Origin of the sequence: Mycobacterium sp. pR1184 (assembly GCF_041287235.1) — a bacterium.
Lineage (GTDB): Bacteria > Actinomycetota > Actinomycetes > Mycobacteriales > Mycobacteriaceae > Mycobacterium.
This window is the reverse complement of record NZ_JBGGKR010000007.1, coordinates 99,615-118,431: the sequence shown is the minus strand read 5'-3', so window position 1 is coordinate 118,431 and position 18,817 is coordinate 99,615. Positions and strand designations below refer to the sequence as shown.

Genomic DNA, 18,817 nt, shown 5'->3' with positions numbered 1-18,817 from the left:
ATCGGCGAGACTGTGTGAGAGGTTTCGATGAACTGGCGAACAGCTGCTGCGCGCGATCGGCGGAGTCGACCAATGACATCGGCGCTCACCACCACAACACTTCCCTACAGCTGGTCGCACGCAGCGCGGTCGCACCGCAGGCCCATACCTCCCAGGCGCGATATCTACCGGCGCACGCTGGCGCGTAATCTACTGCCGTCGAACGTATTCCACGTCTGCGGCCGCAATTCGATGATTACCCGATCCTGCTTGGCAAGCAGAACCGCCATTTTCTCGGATATCTGAGGGAAAGCGCGTTCACAAAACGCTGGGTAAAACCAACCCCCGGTGCTGCCGTCGGTGTGTACGACGGCCAGTGTGCGGGCGCTGGCCATCTGCTGGACAGGCAATTCAGTACCCGCACTCGACACGCAGACTGCGCTGTGCGGGTCTACCTTTAACGCCTTGACCCGAGGTCGGTCGCGATACGCGGTCACCCACAGCGCGTCCTGTCTCCACAGGTATGTCTGCACCGCGGAAACCGGTCGGCCCTTTCCGTCGATCCAGCTGACAACACACTCGGTCTGGGTGTCCAGCAGCCGCGCGAACGCGTCTCCGGTCAGTCGCGCTTGCGAAAACTCATTCATGACATCTCTTACCCGCGGGCTTCCCCAACCCGCCTCGCTCGTAAACGGCACGCCCGCAACGCTAAACAGTTATTTGTCGAGATCGTGCCGGGAAGGTGGTCTGACAACCATAGGCCACATCGCTAGCAGTTGGGTTCACCGCCAGAGAGCTGACGCCAGAACTGCTGCGCGACAACGTCGATGCTCGCCCCGCGATCTCAGGTGTCCACTGAAACTGGCGAACCTCCATCAAACTCGGGTGGTTCACGTTAACCTAAATAGTAAGATAGTTAACTATGTATCGGATTGGTCTCGGCGGGAAGTGAGAAACTTAATTTTATGGTAAGCCCGGTCTATTTCGAAGCCTTCCAACTAGCGGGCTTCGTGGCGCTGTGCGTCTACGTGATCGCAGGTACTCGCCGCCGAGGTGAGCTTGGCTACGCTGGGTTGCTCGCGATCGCCGGCTTCAGCATCTTCTGGCAGGAGTTCTACGCCGACTGGGGCGCGTATCTGAAGTGGAATCCCGACTTTCACATGCTGCCATGGGGACCAACCCCGCTGACGACACCCGACAAACCTGTGATCAACCTCGTTGCCTATCCCGTCTTCATGGCGACCGCGTTCTTGTCCATGCTGTCACTCCAGCGGTCCGTTGGTAGACGGTGGCCCTCGCTACACCCCCTGTTGCTAAGTTTGATCACGGCTGGACCAGTGTTGATTTTCTTCAACGTTGTGACGGAGTACATCTCGGTAGCCACTCTGGGATTTTGGACTTACGTGGACACCGTCGGTCCAGCCATGCACTCGGATGCAGGGACGATGCCTCTGCTCTACCCGAACATTCCCTTCGGGCTGTTCGGTGCCGTGACGGCATTTCTCATCGGCTGGAGCGGTTCCAACGGACGGCCGAGATTCGAAAACATGATCATTCGTTCGGAACTCCCTCGAGGCGCCAAGCGGGATGCGCTGCGCGCGGTGGCATGGGTGCTCACGTTCAACGTCACTTACTGGCTGTTCTTGGTTACTCCCTGCCTGTTGATCCGCCTTGCGTTCGGGGAGCCGTCCACGTTGGTACCGTGATGTCAACGGCCCGAAAGAAAAATGGATCCGTCTCCCCGGTGCCGCTCACTCAGCGACGGCCTCGCACCCTGCGGTCTGCGCCGAGATCGATCGCAAGATGACGACGGCTGCGGCGACGATCCACACGCTGAACGCGACCAACGGAATCCAGAACGCGAAGACCCCATTCCAAGCCAGCGGTCCGTCATTGAAGAGAATGACTGCGCCCCCCGGAGTCGCCAGAACCAGATACCAGATGTTGAAGTACCCGAACCAGCGCGGAAGGACGGGCGGGTTCTGCTGGTCGATGAACGTCGCGATCGCCAACACCGCCGCCTGCACGACCAACGTTCCAACGATCCCCACGAACATCAACCAAAAGATGTCATTGAGGGTCTGGGTGATCTCGACTGGTCGCTTTTCGGGGCGGAACGTCGCTGTCGCGAGAATCATCATCGGGAAGACGAAACCGGGAACGAAGACGACACCGGAGAAGATCTGCGTGATGGACAGCACGCCCCATTTGCCTTCGATCTGCCGCAGCCGCAGGCAAATCGCGGCAAGGAACGGCATGAACCACACGACGAAGTACATACACAATGCGAGCCCGAGCCGGATGCGCAGCTTGTTCTGAACCAGGGTGGCCGCGATCTGTTCAGCACTCGATGTCGGTGACAGCGGGGGAATCAAACCCGCGATCACAAAGAAGAACAATCCGAACGACGCCAGTGCCACGACTCCGCACCACACCGCCGCCCGTTGCAGTTTCAGGTCCATTGCACTCCGCCTGTCTCCTCGCGTTGCTGCGCAGCCGCCTTGCCCGGGCGGCAGGCCGGTGATTACACTACTAAAATAACTAAATGTTTGTCGATTTTGGCTCAAGTCTCGGATGCACCGCAGCCGAGGATGATCCTCCTCAACGCCAAGGAATCGGTTCTTGACGAATACGGCACATACCTCCACGTCAGCTGACGAGGCGGGCGGCGACATCACGGGGCTCCGGTCCCAGTTCCGCGCGTTTTTGGAGGGCGCGCCGAAACCGCCGGGACTTCGGAACTACGGCCCGACGCCGACTGCTGACGACATCGATCCCGGCCGCGCCTGGCACAAATACCTCGCCCAGCATGGCTACGTGTGCTTGCATTGGCCGGTCGAATTCGGCGGTGCCGACGCGTCGGTTGCCTATCAGGCGCTGTTCGCCGAGGAATGCGCTCGAGCCGGGGTGCCTCGCCAGCTCGCGATCACGGCCATCGACCTGGTCGGACCGGTACTTATCAAGTTCGGTTCGGAGGAGCAGCGATCACGCTACCTCGAGCCCATTCGACTGGGAGACCACGTCTGGACGCAGCTGTTCTCGGAGCCAGGTGCGGGGTCCGACCTGGCCGGCCTGCGGACCAAGGCGGAGAAGACCGCGTCCGGGTGGCGCGTGGATGGACAGAAGGTCTGGAGTTCGGCCGCGAATTCGGCCCAGTTCGGTCTGCTGCTCGCCCGCACCGGACCGGAGCCTCACCGCGGGTTGAGCATGTTCATCGTTCCGATGGATTCTGCCGGTGTCTCGGTGCGGCCGCTTCGGCAGATGGACGGCGAGAGCAAGTTCAACGAGGTCTTCTTCGACGGTGTCGTGTTGACTGATGACTGCTTGATCGGCGAGGAGGGCCAGGGGTGGGCGATCGCCATGGTCACGTTGGGCCGCGAACGGCTGACGCTGGGTTCCCAAGCCGTCGGCATGTTCAAGCTGCTCGATCGGATGCTGCAGGCGGCCCGTGACCGCGATCAGCTAGATCCCATTCTGGCTCAATCGATGACGAAGCTGTGGGCGCGAACGTGGCTGTTGCGGTTCACGTGGGAGCGCGCGATCGCGGAAGGCGACACGTCCTCGTCCGCCTTCTCGGTCCTCAAACTGATGACCTCGGAGACTGATCGCGACCTCGGCGACCTCGCCACTGAAGTGCTCGGCACAGATGTCTGCGTCGACCCTTCCGGCGACTCAGACGAAGCCGAGTTGGTCCGCGCCATGCTGGTCGGACGGGCGCAGACGATCCTCGGCGGCACCAGTGAGATCCAGCGCAACATTCTCGGCGAGCGGATACTGGGTCTTCCAAAAGAGCTGCGGTGACTACCGATTTATTGCAGACGAAATTCTCTGCGGCACTGCGGGACAAGCTGCGCCCAGGCATGACCGTCGCGCTTGGCGACGGTGTCGGCGCGCCGCGGTGCACCGACGACGGGGCTTCGGTGTGTGCCACGCTCAGCGCGTTGGCGCGCGAGATCGGTGGGGTTCGTCTCGTCGTCGGCTGGTTGCCCTCCCCCATGCACGGACTGGAGTCCGGTGCTTTCGCGGAAGTCGTCGCGATCATGCCGGGCTGGGGCGTACGGAAGATACTGACTTCTCCGACAGCACGTTTCGTCCCGACGCGGCTCAGTTCGGTCCCTGCCCTGATGACAGGTGTGCTCCGTCCCGAAGTACTCATCACACGCGTGGTGGACCGGGCAGGCCGTTTTCATTTCAGCACTGAGGTGTCTTGGCAACGCGAGATCGTCGACGCCGGTACGGCCGTTTTCGCAATCGCCGACACGAACGCCCCACTCGCCGACGCCGGCCCACCTTTGGCCACCGAGGCGATTGAGTTCGTCGGCCATACCTCAGAGAGTCCCGTCGAAATGCCGAGCGTCGTTCCCGACGCGGTCCACGAAGCCCTGGCCGACGCAGTGCTGCGTTTTGTACCTGAAGGTGCGCGACTGCAGTACGGCCCCGGCAAGCTGGGCACGGCGTTGCTCAACCGCACGCAACGGCCACTTCGCATCGACACCGGCCTGTTGACCGATGCCGTCGTGGACCTCGCCTGTCGCGGTTTGCTCATCGGGACTCCCAGCGCCACATACCTTTTCGGAACCGACCTGCTCTATCGCTGGGCCGACGGCAAGCCGATCCTGCACGGCATCGACTACACCCACGACCTGACCCGGCTGTCTCGAGGCATTCCACTGGTCGCGGTCAACACCGCGCTCGAAATCGATCCGTTCGGTCAGATCAACGTCGAGGGGGTCAGCGAGAAAATCGTCGGCGGCATCGGCGGACACCCGGACTACTGCGCCGCGGCGAGCATGAGCCGGGGCGGCCTGTCGATTATCGCGGTCCCGTCCACGGTGAACGGCCGCTCCCCCTTCGTCGAGCAGTTGAGCAGGCCGGCATCCACACCCGCGTACGACATCGATGTCATCGTGACCGAATCACGCCACGCGGACCTGCGCGGCGCCGATTGGGACCAGCGCAAGCGACTCATCGGCGCGCTGTTCGAATGAAGGGAGCACCCATGACTGGACCTCTATCCGGACGCGTCATCCTGGTCACCGGCGGCGGCCGCGGTATCGGACGCGGCCACTGCCTAGCACTGGCCGCGCACGGCGCCGCGGTCGTCGTCAACGACCCGGGCGTCAGCCGCGACGGCTCCGCGGGTAACACCGGTCCCGCCGGCGAGGTCGTCGCCGAAATCGAGGCCAACGGTGGCAAGGCCATCGCTCATACCGGTTCGGTCGCCTCGTGGAGCGACGTCGCGGACATGATCGCCACGGCCATTTCTACCTTCGGTACCCTGACCGGCGTAGTGAACAACGCAGGCATTGTGCGAGATGCCATGGTTGCCAACGCGACAGAGGACGACTGGGACGCGGTGATCGCGGTGCATCTCAAGGGGACGTTCGCCGTCACCAAACACGCATGCGAGTACTGGCGTTCTCAATCCAAGGCCGGGAACCAAATCGACGCGCGGATCGTGAACACGGTGTCCGGTGCCGGCCTGTGGGGCAATGTCGGCCAGAGTGCTTACGGCGCCGCCAAAGCCGCCATCGCGAACCTCACTGTCGTCACGGCGATGGAGGCGCGCCGCTACGGCGTTGCAGTGAACGCGATCTCGCCCCTGGCAGTCACCCGGATCAGCGAGGACTTCTTCAAGGGCGACCGGGCCGCCGACCCCGCACTGGACCCGGCGCGCAGTTCAGAAGTGGTCGCGTGGATGCAGGGGCCGGAGTCGGGCTGGTTGACGGGCCAGATCCTGCGCGTCAATGGTCATAAGCTCAGTCGCATCGAGGGCTTCACCGAGTCTACTGCCAACTATCGTGCTAAAGATGGTGTATCGCTGGCCTTTTCGGAGATCGGCCAGGCGGTCAGTTGGCTGTATGGGACCTCGCCACGAGGCCTGGCGGGGCCCTTGCCCAGCTCCTGATCCGTCTTACGCGAAGTTTTGACTATGGCGCGGCCGCTGCACTTCAACGCCAGCGAGCCCGCCGCGTGTCGCCGTACACTGCGATGGCCCATAGACACTGCTGCGCTGGCCCGGTGGGGTCACACCCCGACCGGGCCAGCCCCGGCCACCGATCTGGATGGGTTATCAAGGACCGCAAGGGGCGAGGCGGGCCGGACTTCTTGGCGAGGGCTTGCTGTGCGCGGACGGCCGCCTCTGGGAGCCGTACCGGGCGGGGTTGTCCGAGGGTGGCCACGAGGCGAGCACCGCGAGGATGACCGGCGCGGTGCAGGGGTGGGTCAGCGACGATCCGGAGGCAGACTGGCCCGTGGTATCCAAACACCTTGCCTATCAAGTCGATTCATACCGCAAGCACATGGTGGAAGGCACCGGACGGCCACCACCTCGCCCCGTGGATCCGGACCGTCTGCGCGGACGAAAAGCCGGGGCTCTCGATTATTTCTGGTGTGAGACACCACATTCCATGGCGTCGAAGGTGCGGACGATGATCGCCGATTCGCCCACCGAAGCGGTGTTCTTCTGGGCGTCCTTGGGCGGGATATCCGAGGAGTGGGCGCTGCGGCACGTGCAGACGATCTGCACGAAGCTCGCACCCTTGCTGAAAGGCTAAGCGGCGCCCAGACCGCGCAGCACGAAGCCCAGCAGCTGTTCGACCTCGTCAGCCGCGTCTGCTGTCGACTTTCGTTGAAACCTATCGAGAAGTGCGGCCTCGAAAGCCGCGCGAATCGACCGAGCATCCGCCTCCGGAGTGCATGCGGTGAAGATACCTTCGGCTTTGCCCCGGTGCAGGATCGCGGCGATCGATGCCTGATCGGCCGCCATGACGATTTCGAGTTCGCGGGCATAACCTGGGGTGCGTCGGAGCTCCTCGGAGTAGAAAATGGCCACCATCTTGCGCTTGCGCGGATTCGACACCAGCTCGAACAAATGGGTCATCCACGACCGCAGCGCCTCGACCGGGGTTCCGGCGCTCGCCACGACCTCGCGCAGTTGCGCCTGCACCGCCTCGCGATCCCTACGGAACATTTCCAACAGAAGATCGTGTTTAGTGCTGAAGTTCCGGTAGAAGGCGCGCGTGCCGAGACCGGCTTCATCGAGTATCTCGGTGATGGATGCCGAGGCCTCGGAGTTGCGATCCAGGCAACGGTAGGCGGCGTCGATGATGTGCTGTCGCTCCGATGAGCGATCGAGCGTCTTACTCTCAGCCACAATGAATTACACCGGAATCCTGCCACTTCGATATCGTCTCGTTATCGTAGCCGAACTCCCGCAGCACCGAAACGGTGTGCTGACCGGCCAGGCATCCGCCGGGCGCCCTGATCTCCGACCGACTCAACCCGACCAGCGGCGAAAGCCGCAGGTGCTCATCAAAGACGGGGCTGACGGCAGTCACTGCGTATTCGGCCGCCAGCTGCGGATCAGTCTGGATGAGCCGCGCCGGAGCGCCCTCGTAGAGTTCCACACACCCGAGTCCCGCCGCTGCGAGATGCCTCTCCCAGAACGCGGCAGACTCCTTGCTGAATGCAGCTTCGAGACACCGGGCGAGTTCGTCGTCACCAGCCACCCGCCCTTCCGGCGTCGAGAAGCGTTGTTCATGTGCGAGATCAGTGAAATCCTGCAGTGCTATCACGAGCGGCTGCCATTCCTTCGCCTGTGGCGCGGCCAGAAATATACGTCCCTCGCTGGTGTCATAGATGCGGTAGAGCGCCGACAGCCCATTGCCGTCGTGTCGGGGCACTAGAGGCTGCGGAGCATTCGCATAGTCGACCACCCAGTCGGTGAGGGCGTGCGTCACCGTGGCAAGCATGGAAGTGCGCACATCGTTGATCGGGCGGCCGCGGTCGCGCCCGACGAGTGCGGTGAGGATGGTGGAAGCGACACCGAGGGCGGCCAAGCCGTCGCTCTGCAATTCCGGTGACGTTCCGGCGCTCGTTACCCGCGGCACGTGGTACATGACGTCTTCCAGGCATGACGTAATGCACGCGGCGTCCGGAGCGTTGGTCAGCGCCACGCCGCCGGCCGCTCCGATGCTGGGCGCGTACGCCGGACGAGCACCGAAGGGTCCGTCAACGCCGTAGCCGGGCGCCGACACGTAGATGAGGTCGGGGTTGATCGCATGCAGTGTCTCGACACCGATGCCCAGCCTGTCGACGACACCGGCCCGCATGGACTGCAGCACAACGTCGGCGGATGCGACGAGCCGGTGAGCAACCGCCCGTCCCTCGTCGGTGTGCAGATCGACCTGGATACTTTCCTTGCCCTGCATCACCTTTGCACCGGCCGCCTCCGGAAATTGCAGGAGGTTGCGGATGTTGTCGCCATCAATGTTCTCGAACTTGATGACGCGTGCGCCGAGGTCGGCGAGCACGCTCGACGCGTAGGGGGCGGCAAACATCTCGCCAAACTCCACAATGGTGATGCCCGTTAGCGGCGGTGTCGAGCTGGTGTCGCCTGCGGCCTCCACAGCTGACGGATCAGTCGCCCAGATGTTCCCGCCGTCGCCGAGTCGAGGCGCCGGAGAGGGTCGGCGCAGCGGCCCTTCGTGGGTGTGAAAGAGGCTGCTCGGCTGGCGGACGGGCCCCCACTTGGGATCCTCGACGACCACCGACCGCCCCTCGTGCATCAGCTGAGGATGATCGAAGACCTCAGGTCCGGACCGGAACAACTCGGCACACAGGTCCGGCTTGTCGTAAAAACATTGCTGCCATTCGGCGAGGGTGCGCTCGCCGACTTTCGACAACAGGATCGACCAGAATTCTTTGTACAGCTCCGGATTTTCCAGTGCCGGAAAGCCTTTCCACTTCGGGTCTGCGAGAAGTTCCGTCACGCCGAACTCATGCAGCATCGCCCCGAACAGATGCGGTGACACCTGGGCGAACTGCAACCAGTGCCCGTCGTTGGTGGGGGCGGCCAGTAGCGCCAAGAGCATCGGACTCTGTGGAGTACCCTCCTCCGTCCAGGCCTCCACGGTGTTGTAGGCCTCCGGCCACCGGATGCCGACCATCTCCCCGAACCAATTCCACGCATCGATGGCATGCACACCGCGGACGAGGTCAGCGTCGACGATCTGCCCGCGGCCACTGCGGTCGCGCTCATGTAGCGCGGCCAGGATTCCGTGCAGCGCAATGTGTCCCGCGGCGAAGCCCGCATAGGGAACGCAGACATACGACGGCCGCGGCGGATTGGCCATCCTACGCACAGCATGCGATAGACCGGCCTTGGCGAGCACCAGTCCCTCGTAACCCTTCAAGTCCCGCCACGGCCCGCTGCGGCCCCAACCGGTGATGTGGGCGATCACCAACTGCGGATAACGTGCGAGCAGCGCCTCGGAATCGATGCCCAGATCCGCGAGCGCGGCTGGGCTAAAAGTTGTCAACGCGACGTCGGCGTCGCGCAGGACCTCGTCCAGCTCGGAGGCTCCGGAGCTGGACCTGAGATCGACAACTCGGCTGCGCTTGCCGCGTCCGAGCGCGGGCCAGCCGCGCAGCGAACGCAGCGGGCTGCCGCCGGGCGGTTCGAGCATCAAAACCTCTGCCCCGGAGTCGGCCAGGAATTGAGTGCACACCGCCCCGGGCAGCGTGGTGGACAGGTCGACGACGCGGATACCGGCGAGCGGTTCCACCGATCCTGGGGCGGCCTGGGCTCCGACGGAGACTGGCATCGAACGGCACTCCTTCGAAAGATTGAAAATCAGATTTTCATCCACGATCGTATTGACCGGCATCTTTGTGATGTCGATCGCATAATACTCAACCGTGCCCGGCAGATCCAGGGCGTCTTCGGCGATCGTTGGTTGACACGCAGGCCGTCCCCGCCATAGCCTGCTGAAAAGTCATTTTTCGCGCTGCTTAGGCACATCGTGGAGGGCCGCATGACCAAGATCTGGACGAATTCCGGCGACTCGCACTTCTTGGAACCCGACGACCTCTGGCAATCGAGACTGCCGAAAGGGTTGGCTGCGTTATGCCCGCGGTCGGAAAAGGATCCGGACGGCGAGTACGAGACGGTTTACGTCGACGGTCAGATCTTTCGCCGGAAGCTGCCGTCCTCGGCGATGGTGGCCTTCGCTGAGTTGAGCTCGAAGCCGCAGGGCGTGCGAGACGCCCGCGCGCGACTCGGTGATCTGGATGTCGAAGGTGTATGGGGAGAGGTCATTTTTCCCTCGCTCGGCATGTGGGCCTCGACGTTCCGCACACCGGAGTTGCTCAAGGCCTGCATGCGAGCCAGCAATGAGTGGGCTCTCGAGGAGATTGCGGCCGTCTCGCCGCGCTACGTGGTCACCGCGCAGGTGTCGACGCTCGTGGTCAACGATGCGGTGGATGAACTGTTGTGGGCGGCTGACAAGGGTTTCAAGGCTGTTTTCCTGCCGACGACTCCGCACCCGAGCGCGCCGGATTGGCACCGGAAGGAGTGGGAGCCGTTCTGGGGCGCCGCCGAAGAGGCCGGCATGGTGATCGCCTTCCACATCGGCACCGATCCCGTGCCCGTCGAGGCCGGTAACAGCGTGAGCGGTGGCGCGGGTCAGGTCTACCGCGGTCCGGGTGGCGCCATCATGAACTACGCCGAGACGACGTTCTCCGGGCAGCGGGCGGCGATGAAAATGGTGGCCTCCGGCGCGCTCGATCGGCACCCGAATCTGAAGGTGTTGATCTCAGAGGGCGGTGCCACGTGGGTCCCGTTCCTCGGCGACCGGCTGCTCGAGGGTTATCGCCAGCACCACATGGCGGTGCGGCCCAAGCTCAGCCGAAATCCGAAAGAGATCCTGTACAGCCAGGTCTACGCGTCGTTCCAGCACGACGAGACCGCCGTGGCGGCCTTCGATCACATGGGTTACCGCAACGTCATGTTCGGCAGCGACTACCCGCATATGGAGGGTACGTTCGGCCACACACAGGACACGTTGAAAACGCTGTTCGACGGGGTCAGCGAAGAGACACGGCTGCGCATCACCCAGGGCACGTTCTTCGAGCTGTTCCCCGCTGTCCCGCCCGTTCCGCCCGAAAGCATCTGAACCGGTGGGTAATTCGAATGGTCTGCGTGACGTCGCCATCGTCGGAATCGGTGCGACGCCCTACTACAAGCGCGGCGGGTCACTTCCGAAGACCATCACCGAACTCGCCGGTGAGGCGATCCTCGCCGCTTGCGCGGACGCCGGACTGTCCGTCCGCGACATCGACGGTTTCGCCTACTACTCGGGTGCGAGTGCCGGTTACACCGAAAAGATGGACACCGGCGATTTCGTGGAAACTCTCGGCATTCCGGAGGTCCGGTTCACCGCCGCGCTGACCTCGGGCGGCGGTGGTTCAGCCGGGGCGATCGGGCTGGCTAGGGCGGCCGTTGTCGCCGGCGATGCGTCCGTGGTCGTCACCGTGATGGCGCTGCAGCAGTCGAAACAGCGTCTGGGATCGGTGTTCTCGGCGATGGCGCCCGATCCGATCAACTCGTTCCTGCAGCCGTCAGGGCTGTTCGGCCCGGGCCAGCTGATGTCGGTGTTGGCGCGTCGGCACATGCATCTCTACGGCACGCGGCGCGAGGCTTTCGCCGAGATCGCGATCTCCACACGCACCAATGCCCTGAACCGACCCAAGGCCATACACCGGGAGCCACTCACGCTCGAAGACTATTTCAATGCCCGGATGATCGCAGAACCGTTGTGCCTCTACGACTTCTGTCAGGAGACCGATGGTGCCGTCGCAGTGATCACGACGAGCATGGACCGTGCCCGCGACCTGCGCCAGCCACCGGTCCCCGTGGTGGCCGCCGCCCATGGTGGAGTCAAGGAGTGGGGACGCGCATTCGCATGGATGGGCATGCCCGACGAATACTTCGCGTCCTCGGGTAACAAGCCGATCGCTGACCGGCTCTACCGGCAGGCCGGGATCTGCGCCGCCGACATTGATGTGGCGCTGCTTTACGACCACTTCTCCCCGATGGTGCTGATGCAGCTCGAGGACTACGGGTTCTGCGAGAAGGGCGAGGGTGGCGCCTTCGTCGAGAGTGGGGCGATCCGCTACGACGGCGGTTCCATCCCGCTCAACACGCACGGTGGTCAACTGTCGGAGGCCTACATCATCGGCATGACCCACATTATGGAAGGGGTTGAGCAAATGCGCGGCACCGCGATCAACCAGGTGTCCGACGCTGAGCTCGCGTTGGTCACCGGAGGGCCGGCCAGCCTGCCGGTCAGCGGTCTGATTCTGGGGCGTGCGGCATGAGCGCGCCTCCTGCAACGCTGGCGACCGCCCTTCCCGGAGAACACGTCAGGATCGCCGTCAATAAAGACACCGAACCGTTCTGGCAGGCAGCGAAGGAAGGGCGACTGGTAGCGCCGCAGTGCGCCCACTGCGGCACCTTCCGGCTGCCGCCGACACCGTTCTGCCCCAATTGTCAGTCCACGGAGCTCGATTGGACTGAACTCAGTGGCGTTGCGACTGTCTACAGCTTCGCGGTCGTCCACGGGATCCCCGGCGCGCCCGAGCTCATCGTGGTGCCCGCCGTGGTAGACCTCCCCGACGCGCCCGGAGCCCGGCTCGTCAGCAACATCGTCGACATCGCGCCGACCGACGTGACGATCGGAATGGCTCTGCGCGTGGACTTTTCCCCCATCGCCGACGGCTGGATGCTCCCGGTGTTCCGGGCCGCCGACGTTCGGAAGGAGTGAGGCGCAGTGGCTGACGACGAGAGCGCACTCCATGAGAAGCCGCTGGAATTCTTCGGCGGCATCGCCAACACCGGCGGTGACTGCGACGGACAGACGATCCTTCCCGAAAACGGATACTTTCGCGGCACCTGCTCGTGCGGCAACTGGAGCGTCGAGGTCGACGACTCCGAAGAAGGTTTGAGATTGGCACGCATCCACACCGGCAGCCTGCCGGACTGACGTCAAGGGAGACAATCCGTGGGAAACCTCGAAGGCAAAGTCGCCTTCATCACTGGCGCCGCTCGAGGACAGGGCCGCGCGCATGCAGTCCGCCTCGCCAGTGAAGGCGCCGACATCGTCGCGCTGGACATCTGTGCCGACATCGACTCGATGGACTATCCCAACGCTACGCTCGCCGAGCTCGAAGAGACGGTCAAGCTCGTGGAGGATCGGGGCCGTCGAATTGTGGCCCGCCAAGCCGACGTCCGCGACGGCGAGGCCGTCGACGCCGTCCTCCGCGAGGGTGTCAACGAATTCGGCCGTATCGACATCGTCGTGGCGAACGCCGGAATCGTCCGCCTCAGCGAGGGCTCTAATCGGCGTCAGATCTTCCGGGACATCATCGACGTGGACCTGGTCGGCGTGTGGAACACCGTCGAGGCGGCGATCCCCGCCCTGATCGACGGCGGTCGCGGCGGATCGATTGTAATCACAAGCTCGAGCGCTGGTTTGAAGGCCACCGGCACCGACCGTGCGGGTGGCCAGGCTTACGCCGCCGCCAAACGCGGTCTCGTAGGTTTGATGCAGGTGTGGGCCAATCATCTTGGGCCGCACTCGATCCGGGTCAACACCATCCACCCGACAGGGGTGGCAACCGGCATGGTGATGAACGAGACGATGGCCAAACTCTTCGAAGCCAACGACGCGGCGCTGTCTGCCATGCAGAACGTCCTGCCGATACAGATCCTGCAACCCGAAGACGTCGCGGAAGCTGTCGCGTGGCTGGTTTCCGACGCGGGCAGATTCATCACCGGCACCGCCTGGCCGCTCGACGCCGGCTTCGCGGTTCGGTAGGCGAAGGACGGACAGGCCAGTGACTGCATCAAGACTCGACACTCCCCCGGAAGTTTCGCTGAGAATCGGCGAGGAAAAACGACACACCGCGTCCGGAGGCACCTTCCAACACATCAACCCGTGCACGGCCACACCCGATGCCGAGGTTCCCATGGCAGGTCCGGTGGAGATCGACGAGGCCGTGCGCGTGGCGCACAATGCTTTCCAAAGTTGGCGTTCGGTCAATCCCGCCGAACGTCGTCGCGTGCTGATTCGGCTGGCAGATCTGATCGAACAGCACGCCGATGACTTCATCCGGCTCGGCACCTTGGACAACGGCACGGCAGCAGGATTGGTGGCCGGACTAGTCGCGATGTCGGTGGAATGGACCCGTTACTACGCGGGATGGGCCGACAAGATCACCAGCGAAGTGTCGGGCTCGTACCGTACCCACGGTGAGTTCAGCTATACATTGAGCCAGCCCTACGGGGTCGTCGGCGTGATCATCACCTGGAACGGCCCCCTCATCTCGTTGGCGATGAAAGTGCCTGCGGCCCTTGCCGCCGGCAACACCGTGGTGATCAAGCCGTCCGAACTCACCCCGTTCAGTGCCACCTTGTTTGCCGATCTGGCGGCCGAGGCGGGTATTCCCGATGGCGTGGTCAATGTGGTTCCCGGCTCGACGGAAGCCGGGGCCGCCCTTGTGGCACACCCTCTGGTCAAGAAAGTCAGCTTCACCGGCGGCCCGGACACGGCGCGCAAGATCCTGTCGACCTGCGCCGCGCAGATCAAGCCCGCGGTTATGGAGCTCGGCGGCAAATCCGGCAACATCGTCTTCGCGGACGCGGACCTCGACCTCGCCTGCAGTGTCGGCACGATGATGTCGGTGGGCCTGATGAGCGGTCAGGGATGCGCACTCCCCACCCGCATGATCGTGGCGCGTCCGCTCTACGACGACGTCATCGCGCGAGTCGCGGCGATAGCGTCGATGATCAAAGTGGGCGACCCTTTGGAACCCGACACCCTGGCGGGTCCTGTCGTGAATGCCGCAGCGCTAGAACGGATCTTGGGCATGATCGACCGCGCCAAACTAGACGGCGCACGATTGGTCACGGGCGGTGAACGTATCGGCGGCGAGCTCGCGGACGGATACTTCCTGCAGCCCACGGTGTTCGCCGACGTCGACCCCAATTCCGAACTGGCGCAAAAAGAGGTCTTTGGACCCGTGTTGTCGATCATCCCGTTCGACAACGAAGATGAAGCCGTCGACATCGCGAACAGCACACCTTACGGGCTGTCCGGGTACGTGTTCACGAACGACCTCAAGCGCGCCCACCGTGTCGCTGAAGCACTCGAAACCGGAGAGGTGCTGATCAACGGCGCCATGAACCTGGCGGTACACCGACCCTTCGGCGGGATCGGCATCAGCGGTATGGGGAAGGAAGGCGGCCGACATGGGCTGGACGAGTTCCTGCGGACCAAGAGCGTCAGTATCGCCTGAATCCCCGATATGAGCGGAACCGATTTAGGCACACCACGTTTTGGTCTCCATCCGCTGCACGGTATTCACGAGCCGACGCAAGGGACGCCGCGACGACTGCCCGGCTCGGTGCGGCGAACCAGCTCCATCGACATGACCCGCGATCCGGGCTCGATCGATCCGGTGTATTTGTCGGGCCGTGCACGCGACCTCAAGACAGCCCGCGACGGCACCGCGACCGAGGCTGGCCGCGCCCGGCTGGAAGCGACCGTCGAGATGGTCGCCCGCGTCGTCCACCGCCTCGAGCTAGAACCGGCCGTTGCCGACCTGCACCTCGTCGGGGCGCCCGCGATGAGCGGCTTTCGCGCCGCGGTCGATAAGGCTGCACCCGATCTACGGCCACGCCGGGATTTGCGCTATACGTTGCTCGACGACGTCCCGGTCGCCACGCTGATCTCTGGGCACGCGCTATCGGCATCCGGTGCTCTAGGTAACGGGACGAAGTCGGGTTATCTACCGGTGGCCGATCAGTGCGCCGGCTTCGTGACCGGCGGCCTGCTGATGACGTCGTTCAGATCAGGCGACCCTGCTGTGGTCACCGGACCGACCGCCCCCGCCCTCGAGGACCCGGCCGATCCACTCGCCTGGCACGACATGGCCCCGCTGCCCATTCACGGTATGCGGCGGCGACGAAGACTTGATCTGCACCAGGGCTCGGATAGTCCAGAGATGTTGATCGATGCGATATTCCGCGATAGCTATGTGCGCGCCGACGGCACCGAGACCATCATCCACGAGTACACGCTCGACGCATCAGTAGACCCCGACACTGGGGTCATCCTGAGCTCGGAGGCGGTGCCCAGAGTGCTGCCCTGGCGGGAATGCCCCGGCGCCGCCGCAAGCTCTACTCAAATCGTCGGAATGAGATTGGACGAGTTGGGATTTCGGGTCCGTCAAGAACTGTTCGGCACATCAACGTGCACGCACCTCAACGACCTCCTCCGCAGCATGGCCGATGCCGCGGCGCTGATCTCTCTATTGCGCACCGCCTGAGGACTTCCGACGAATGGAGCACCAGTGCCCAACCCAGCCCGGTCCCGGTTGGAATTGCTGGCCAACTGAAACGCCGAGGTGGTACGCCCAAATTCGAAGAATGGCAGCCGAGGGGGCCGTGGCCACTTTTTCGACATGAGTGTTGAAAATTGCGGTATGCTCCACTGACAGTGGATCTTCGGCGAAGGAGCGCATCGATGCAGAACTGGCCCACCATGCAACCGACCGGCTGGTTTCAGATGGCATGGAGCGCCGACCTGAAAATCGGTGAAGTTAAGGCCCTGCACTACTTCGGCCGTGACCTTGTCGCCTTCCGCGGGTACGACGGGCAAGTGTGCGTCATGGATGCTCACTGCCGGCACCTCGGCGCCAATCTCGCGTTCGGCGGCTGCGTTGTCGAGGACGGCATCCAGTGTCCGTTTCATGGCTGGGTGTGGAACGGCCAGGGGCGTAACGTCAGCATCCCCTACCAGGACCGCCCCAATAGGGGCCGGCGCATTCGTTCTTATCCAGTCGCCGAGGTCAACGAATCGATATTCGTCTGGCATGACGCCGCGGGTCGAGAACCATTGTGGCGCTTGCCGACTGGCTTCGAGATGCTGGGAGATCACGTCGCTTCGCGCAGCTACCATCCGTTCAGCGCGGACTGTCGCACGCGATTCGCGAATATCCACGTACATCCACAAGTGATCGCGGAAAACGCGGTTGACCCCCACCACTTCCGCTTTGTGCATCGCACCCCGATCAGTCCAACGGTTCTGCGAGAACACACCGATAGCTCGACTTGGTCAGCCAAGGTCGGCTTCGGCCGACGGTGGGCAGACGGTGAGGATCGTCTTGACGACACCCTCAACACGATCGAGATTTACTGGTCGGGCATCGGGGTCAGTTTTAACGGAGAACACACGCGAGAGGGAATTCGGGTCATCTCCATATGCACCACGCCGGTCGATGACGAGACCTCGGATATCTTCGCCGGCTACTGGATCGATGACGAATGTGATGATTTCGCCGAGCGGCTCGCAGCAGCAAAACGTGCTCTGCCCCAGGATATTCAGATCTGGGATCACCAGCAGTACATGGACCCCCCGGCACTGGCGACCAGCGAGGCGGCCGGCTTCAAGAAGCTACGTGCGTGGTGCTCCAACTTCTATCCCGAGCACCAGGCTGCGGCGGACCGACTTGTCGGCCACAGCGTCTGATAGCCCCGCAGGGCGTCGCAAATCCGATCGCACGCGCGACTCGATACTGGACGCTGCGCGGGTAGCGTTCGCACGCAAGGGATTCTCGGGTGTCACCATCCGTGACATCACCGATCTCTCGCAGATCAACCGCGCCAGTTTCTACTACTACTTTCCCGACAAGACTCAACTGTTCATCGAGCTGGGTACGGCCACCTACCGCGAAGCCCTGCACGTCGTGGAGTCCTTCGGGGAGCTGGACCACCCCCCAACCCAGTCGGCGGTCCAGCGGTGGGTCGACAACTACTTCTCCTACCTGGACCGCAACGGCGCCTTTGTCATCCGGTCCGCCGACGATGCGCCGCAGGATCCGAAGTTCCGCGCAGCGGTAACCCGCGCCCACGGCCGAACGGCCGCGGTTCTCGGCGAGCAGATCGCCAAGCTATCGGCGCGCCCGCCCGAAGCCGAGCCCACCGCTTTAGGGGTGTCGGTGATGGCGATGCTCGACCGTACGTGGTTGACGGTCCAACACAACGAGGTTCCCGCCGCGTCGCGCGACAGTGTCGTCTTCGCGCTGTCGGAAATGATTGCACGCCTACTGATCGGCTGAACGTACGAGCAGCTACAGCCGGCCCGCAACCCGCAATTCTGGATGCACCCAATCCGGTGATCGCCTCTCCTTGAAGGCGATGAATCCTTCGCGAGCCTCGGGACCGTCGAGGCTCACCTTCATCCCGATGCGATCGTAAAGGCCGATGTAGTTGTCGAGACTGGACTTGACGAGGGCACGCGCCTGTGGCGCGGTACGACAGCACTGAGCGAGAACGTCACGCGCAGTTGCCATCAGGTCGTCGTGAGGCACCTTCCGAGCGACCAAGCCCCAGTCGACCGCCTCGTCGGCGGATAGCACCCGGCCGGTGAACATCAGGTCCCGTGTGCGAACCGGCCCGATCACTCTGGCGAGCATATGGCTGTAATAAGTGTCAGCAATTCCGCGGTACAGCTCCGGGACTCGGAAAGTCGCCCGGTCACTGACGACAGCGATGTCGCTGCAGAGGGCGATTTGGAGCCCGCCGCCCTGGGCGAGACCGTTCACGGCGGCGACGACGGGTTTGGCCGACTGACGCAGACTGTCGAACGGTGTGACGTCCATGCCCATCGTCACAGCGAAGTCCATCCAATTGTCCTCGGCGCCTTGGGCAAGATCACCGCCAGGGGCGAATACGTCTCCGGTTCCGGTGATCAGAAGCCCGGCGAGGTTCTCGTCGGCGTTGACCCGCGAGATGGCGTACCGAATCCCGAAGTACATCGCCGGGGTCATCGCATTGCGTGCGGCCGGGCGGTCGAGCGTCAGGACGGCGAAGCCGCCCTCGCGCTCGAATCTCAGAAAGGGCGTGCCCAGCCAGTCACCGTCAGGCGGGCGGGGGCTGAATTCGGTGGGTTCGGCCGACATGTCACTCCTCGATCGTTTGAATTCGGCGGTC

The 18,817-nt window shown here is 63.4% G+C and carries 19 protein-coding genes; 14 read left to right on the top strand and 5 right to left on the bottom strand.

From position 1 onward, the window contains the following. Positions 1–164 precede the first annotated feature (164 nt). On the bottom strand, positions 165–626 hold the full coding sequence (locus tag ACAG21_RS14340) for a hypothetical protein (protein WP_370496769.1): 462 nt from the start codon (positions 624–626) through the stop codon (positions 165–167). 318 nt (positions 627–944) lie between these two features. Here ACAG21_RS14340 and ACAG21_RS14335 point away from each other — a divergent pair, with 318 nt between their 5' ends. Further along, complete coding sequence (locus ACAG21_RS14335; RefSeq protein ID WP_370496768.1) at positions 945–1,685, top strand: spirocyclase AveC family protein; 741 nt, start codon at positions 945–947, stop codon at positions 1,683–1,685. A 45-nt stretch (positions 1,686–1,730) separates the two neighbouring features. On the opposite strand, the gene ACAG21_RS14330 is transcribed toward ACAG21_RS14335, so the two are convergent. Continuing rightward, a complete protein-coding gene (locus ACAG21_RS14330; RefSeq protein ID WP_370496767.1) occupies positions 1,731–2,441 on the bottom strand; it encodes a hypothetical protein in 711 nt (236 codons plus the stop codon). Between the two features lie 160 nt (positions 2,442–2,601). On the opposite strand from ACAG21_RS14330, the gene ACAG21_RS14325 reads away from it, so the two are divergent. From ACAG21_RS14325 to ACAG21_RS14310, 4 genes are all read left to right on the top strand, one after another. Then, positions 2,602–3,780 (top strand): acyl-CoA dehydrogenase family protein, encoded by a 1,179-nt coding sequence (locus tag ACAG21_RS14325; protein ID WP_370496766.1) that lies wholly within the window; start codon positions 2,602–2,604, stop codon positions 3,778–3,780. A 59-nt stretch (positions 3,781–3,839) separates the two neighbouring features. Next, positions 3,840–4,967 (top strand): acetyl-CoA hydrolase/transferase C-terminal domain-containing protein, encoded by a 1,128-nt coding sequence (locus tag ACAG21_RS14320; RefSeq protein WP_370496987.1) that lies wholly within the window; start codon positions 3,840–3,842, stop codon positions 4,965–4,967. Between the two features lie 11 nt (positions 4,968–4,978). After that, complete coding sequence (locus tag ACAG21_RS14315; protein WP_370496765.1) at positions 4,979–5,887, top strand: SDR family NAD(P)-dependent oxidoreductase; 909 nt, start codon at positions 4,979–4,981, stop codon at positions 5,885–5,887. A 292-nt stretch (positions 5,888–6,179) separates the two neighbouring features. After that, the gene (locus ACAG21_RS14310) at positions 6,180–6,536 is read left to right on the top strand and encodes a hypothetical protein (RefSeq protein ID WP_370496764.1); all 357 of its coding nucleotides are present in this window, start codon (positions 6,180–6,182) and stop codon (positions 6,534–6,536) included. Here ACAG21_RS14310 and ACAG21_RS14305 read toward each other — a convergent pair. Both ACAG21_RS14305 and ACAG21_RS14300 read right to left on the bottom strand, forming a co-directional pair. Continuing rightward, on the bottom strand, positions 6,533–7,135 hold the full coding sequence (locus tag ACAG21_RS14305) for a TetR/AcrR family transcriptional regulator (RefSeq protein ID WP_370496763.1): 603 nt from the start codon (positions 7,133–7,135) through the stop codon (positions 6,533–6,535). The two genes, ACAG21_RS14310 and ACAG21_RS14305, sit on opposite strands and share 4 nt — an antisense overlap. Continuing rightward, complete coding sequence (locus tag ACAG21_RS14300; protein ID WP_370496762.1) at positions 7,128–9,587, bottom strand: CoA transferase; 2,460 nt, start codon at positions 9,585–9,587, stop codon at positions 7,128–7,130. Before ACAG21_RS14300 ends, ACAG21_RS14305 begins: the two co-directional genes overlap by 8 nt. 210 nt (positions 9,588–9,797) lie before the next feature. Between ACAG21_RS14300 and ACAG21_RS14295 the strand changes: the two genes are divergently transcribed. From ACAG21_RS14295 to ACAG21_RS14255, 9 genes are all read left to right on the top strand, one after another. Beyond that, entirely contained in the window at positions 9,798–10,937 is a 1,140-nt protein-coding gene (locus tag ACAG21_RS14295) for an amidohydrolase family protein (protein WP_370496761.1), read from the top strand. A 4-nt stretch (positions 10,938–10,941) separates the two neighbouring features. Then, the gene (locus ACAG21_RS14290) at positions 10,942–12,141 is read left to right on the top strand and encodes a thiolase (RefSeq protein WP_370496760.1); all 1,200 of its coding nucleotides are present in this window, start codon (positions 10,942–10,944) and stop codon (positions 12,139–12,141) included. After that, the gene (locus tag ACAG21_RS14285) at positions 12,138–12,587 is read left to right on the top strand and encodes a Zn-ribbon domain-containing OB-fold protein (protein ID WP_370496759.1); all 450 of its coding nucleotides are present in this window, start codon (positions 12,138–12,140) and stop codon (positions 12,585–12,587) included. The genes ACAG21_RS14290 and ACAG21_RS14285 overlap by 4 nt, the downstream gene beginning before the upstream one ends. 6 nt (positions 12,588–12,593) lie before the next feature. Continuing rightward, positions 12,594–12,806, top strand: a complete 213-nt coding sequence (locus ACAG21_RS14280) for a hypothetical protein (RefSeq protein WP_370496756.1) — start codon at positions 12,594–12,596, stop codon at positions 12,804–12,806. A gap of 18 nt (positions 12,807–12,824) precedes the next feature. Continuing rightward, positions 12,825–13,640, top strand: coding sequence for a mycofactocin-coupled SDR family oxidoreductase (locus ACAG21_RS14275; protein ID WP_370496755.1), 816 nt, complete (start codon positions 12,825–12,827; stop codon positions 13,638–13,640). 19 nt (positions 13,641–13,659) lie between these two features. Further along, complete coding sequence (locus ACAG21_RS14270) at positions 13,660–15,120, top strand: aldehyde dehydrogenase (RefSeq protein WP_370496754.1); 1,461 nt, start codon at positions 13,660–13,662, stop codon at positions 15,118–15,120. 9 nt (positions 15,121–15,129) lie between these two features. Further along, positions 15,130–16,152: a DUF2889 domain-containing protein gene (locus ACAG21_RS14265; RefSeq protein WP_370496752.1), complete on the top strand. Its 1,023-nt coding sequence runs from the start codon at positions 15,130–15,132 to the stop codon at positions 16,150–16,152. A 197-nt stretch (positions 16,153–16,349) separates the two neighbouring features. After that, positions 16,350–17,354, top strand: coding sequence for a Rieske 2Fe-2S domain-containing protein (locus ACAG21_RS14260; protein WP_370496749.1), 1,005 nt, complete (start codon positions 16,350–16,352; stop codon positions 17,352–17,354). Further along, positions 17,335–17,943, top strand: coding sequence for a TetR/AcrR family transcriptional regulator (locus tag ACAG21_RS14255; RefSeq protein WP_370496747.1), 609 nt, complete (start codon positions 17,335–17,337; stop codon positions 17,941–17,943). The genes ACAG21_RS14260 and ACAG21_RS14255 overlap by 20 nt, the downstream gene beginning before the upstream one ends. 12 nt (positions 17,944–17,955) lie before the next feature. Here the strand turns inward: ACAG21_RS14255 and ACAG21_RS14250 are convergent, their stop codons facing one another. Beyond that, on the bottom strand, positions 17,956–18,786 hold the full coding sequence (locus ACAG21_RS14250) for an enoyl-CoA hydratase/isomerase family protein (protein WP_370496746.1): 831 nt from the start codon (positions 18,784–18,786) through the stop codon (positions 17,956–17,958). Positions 18,787–18,817 lie beyond the last annotated feature (31 nt).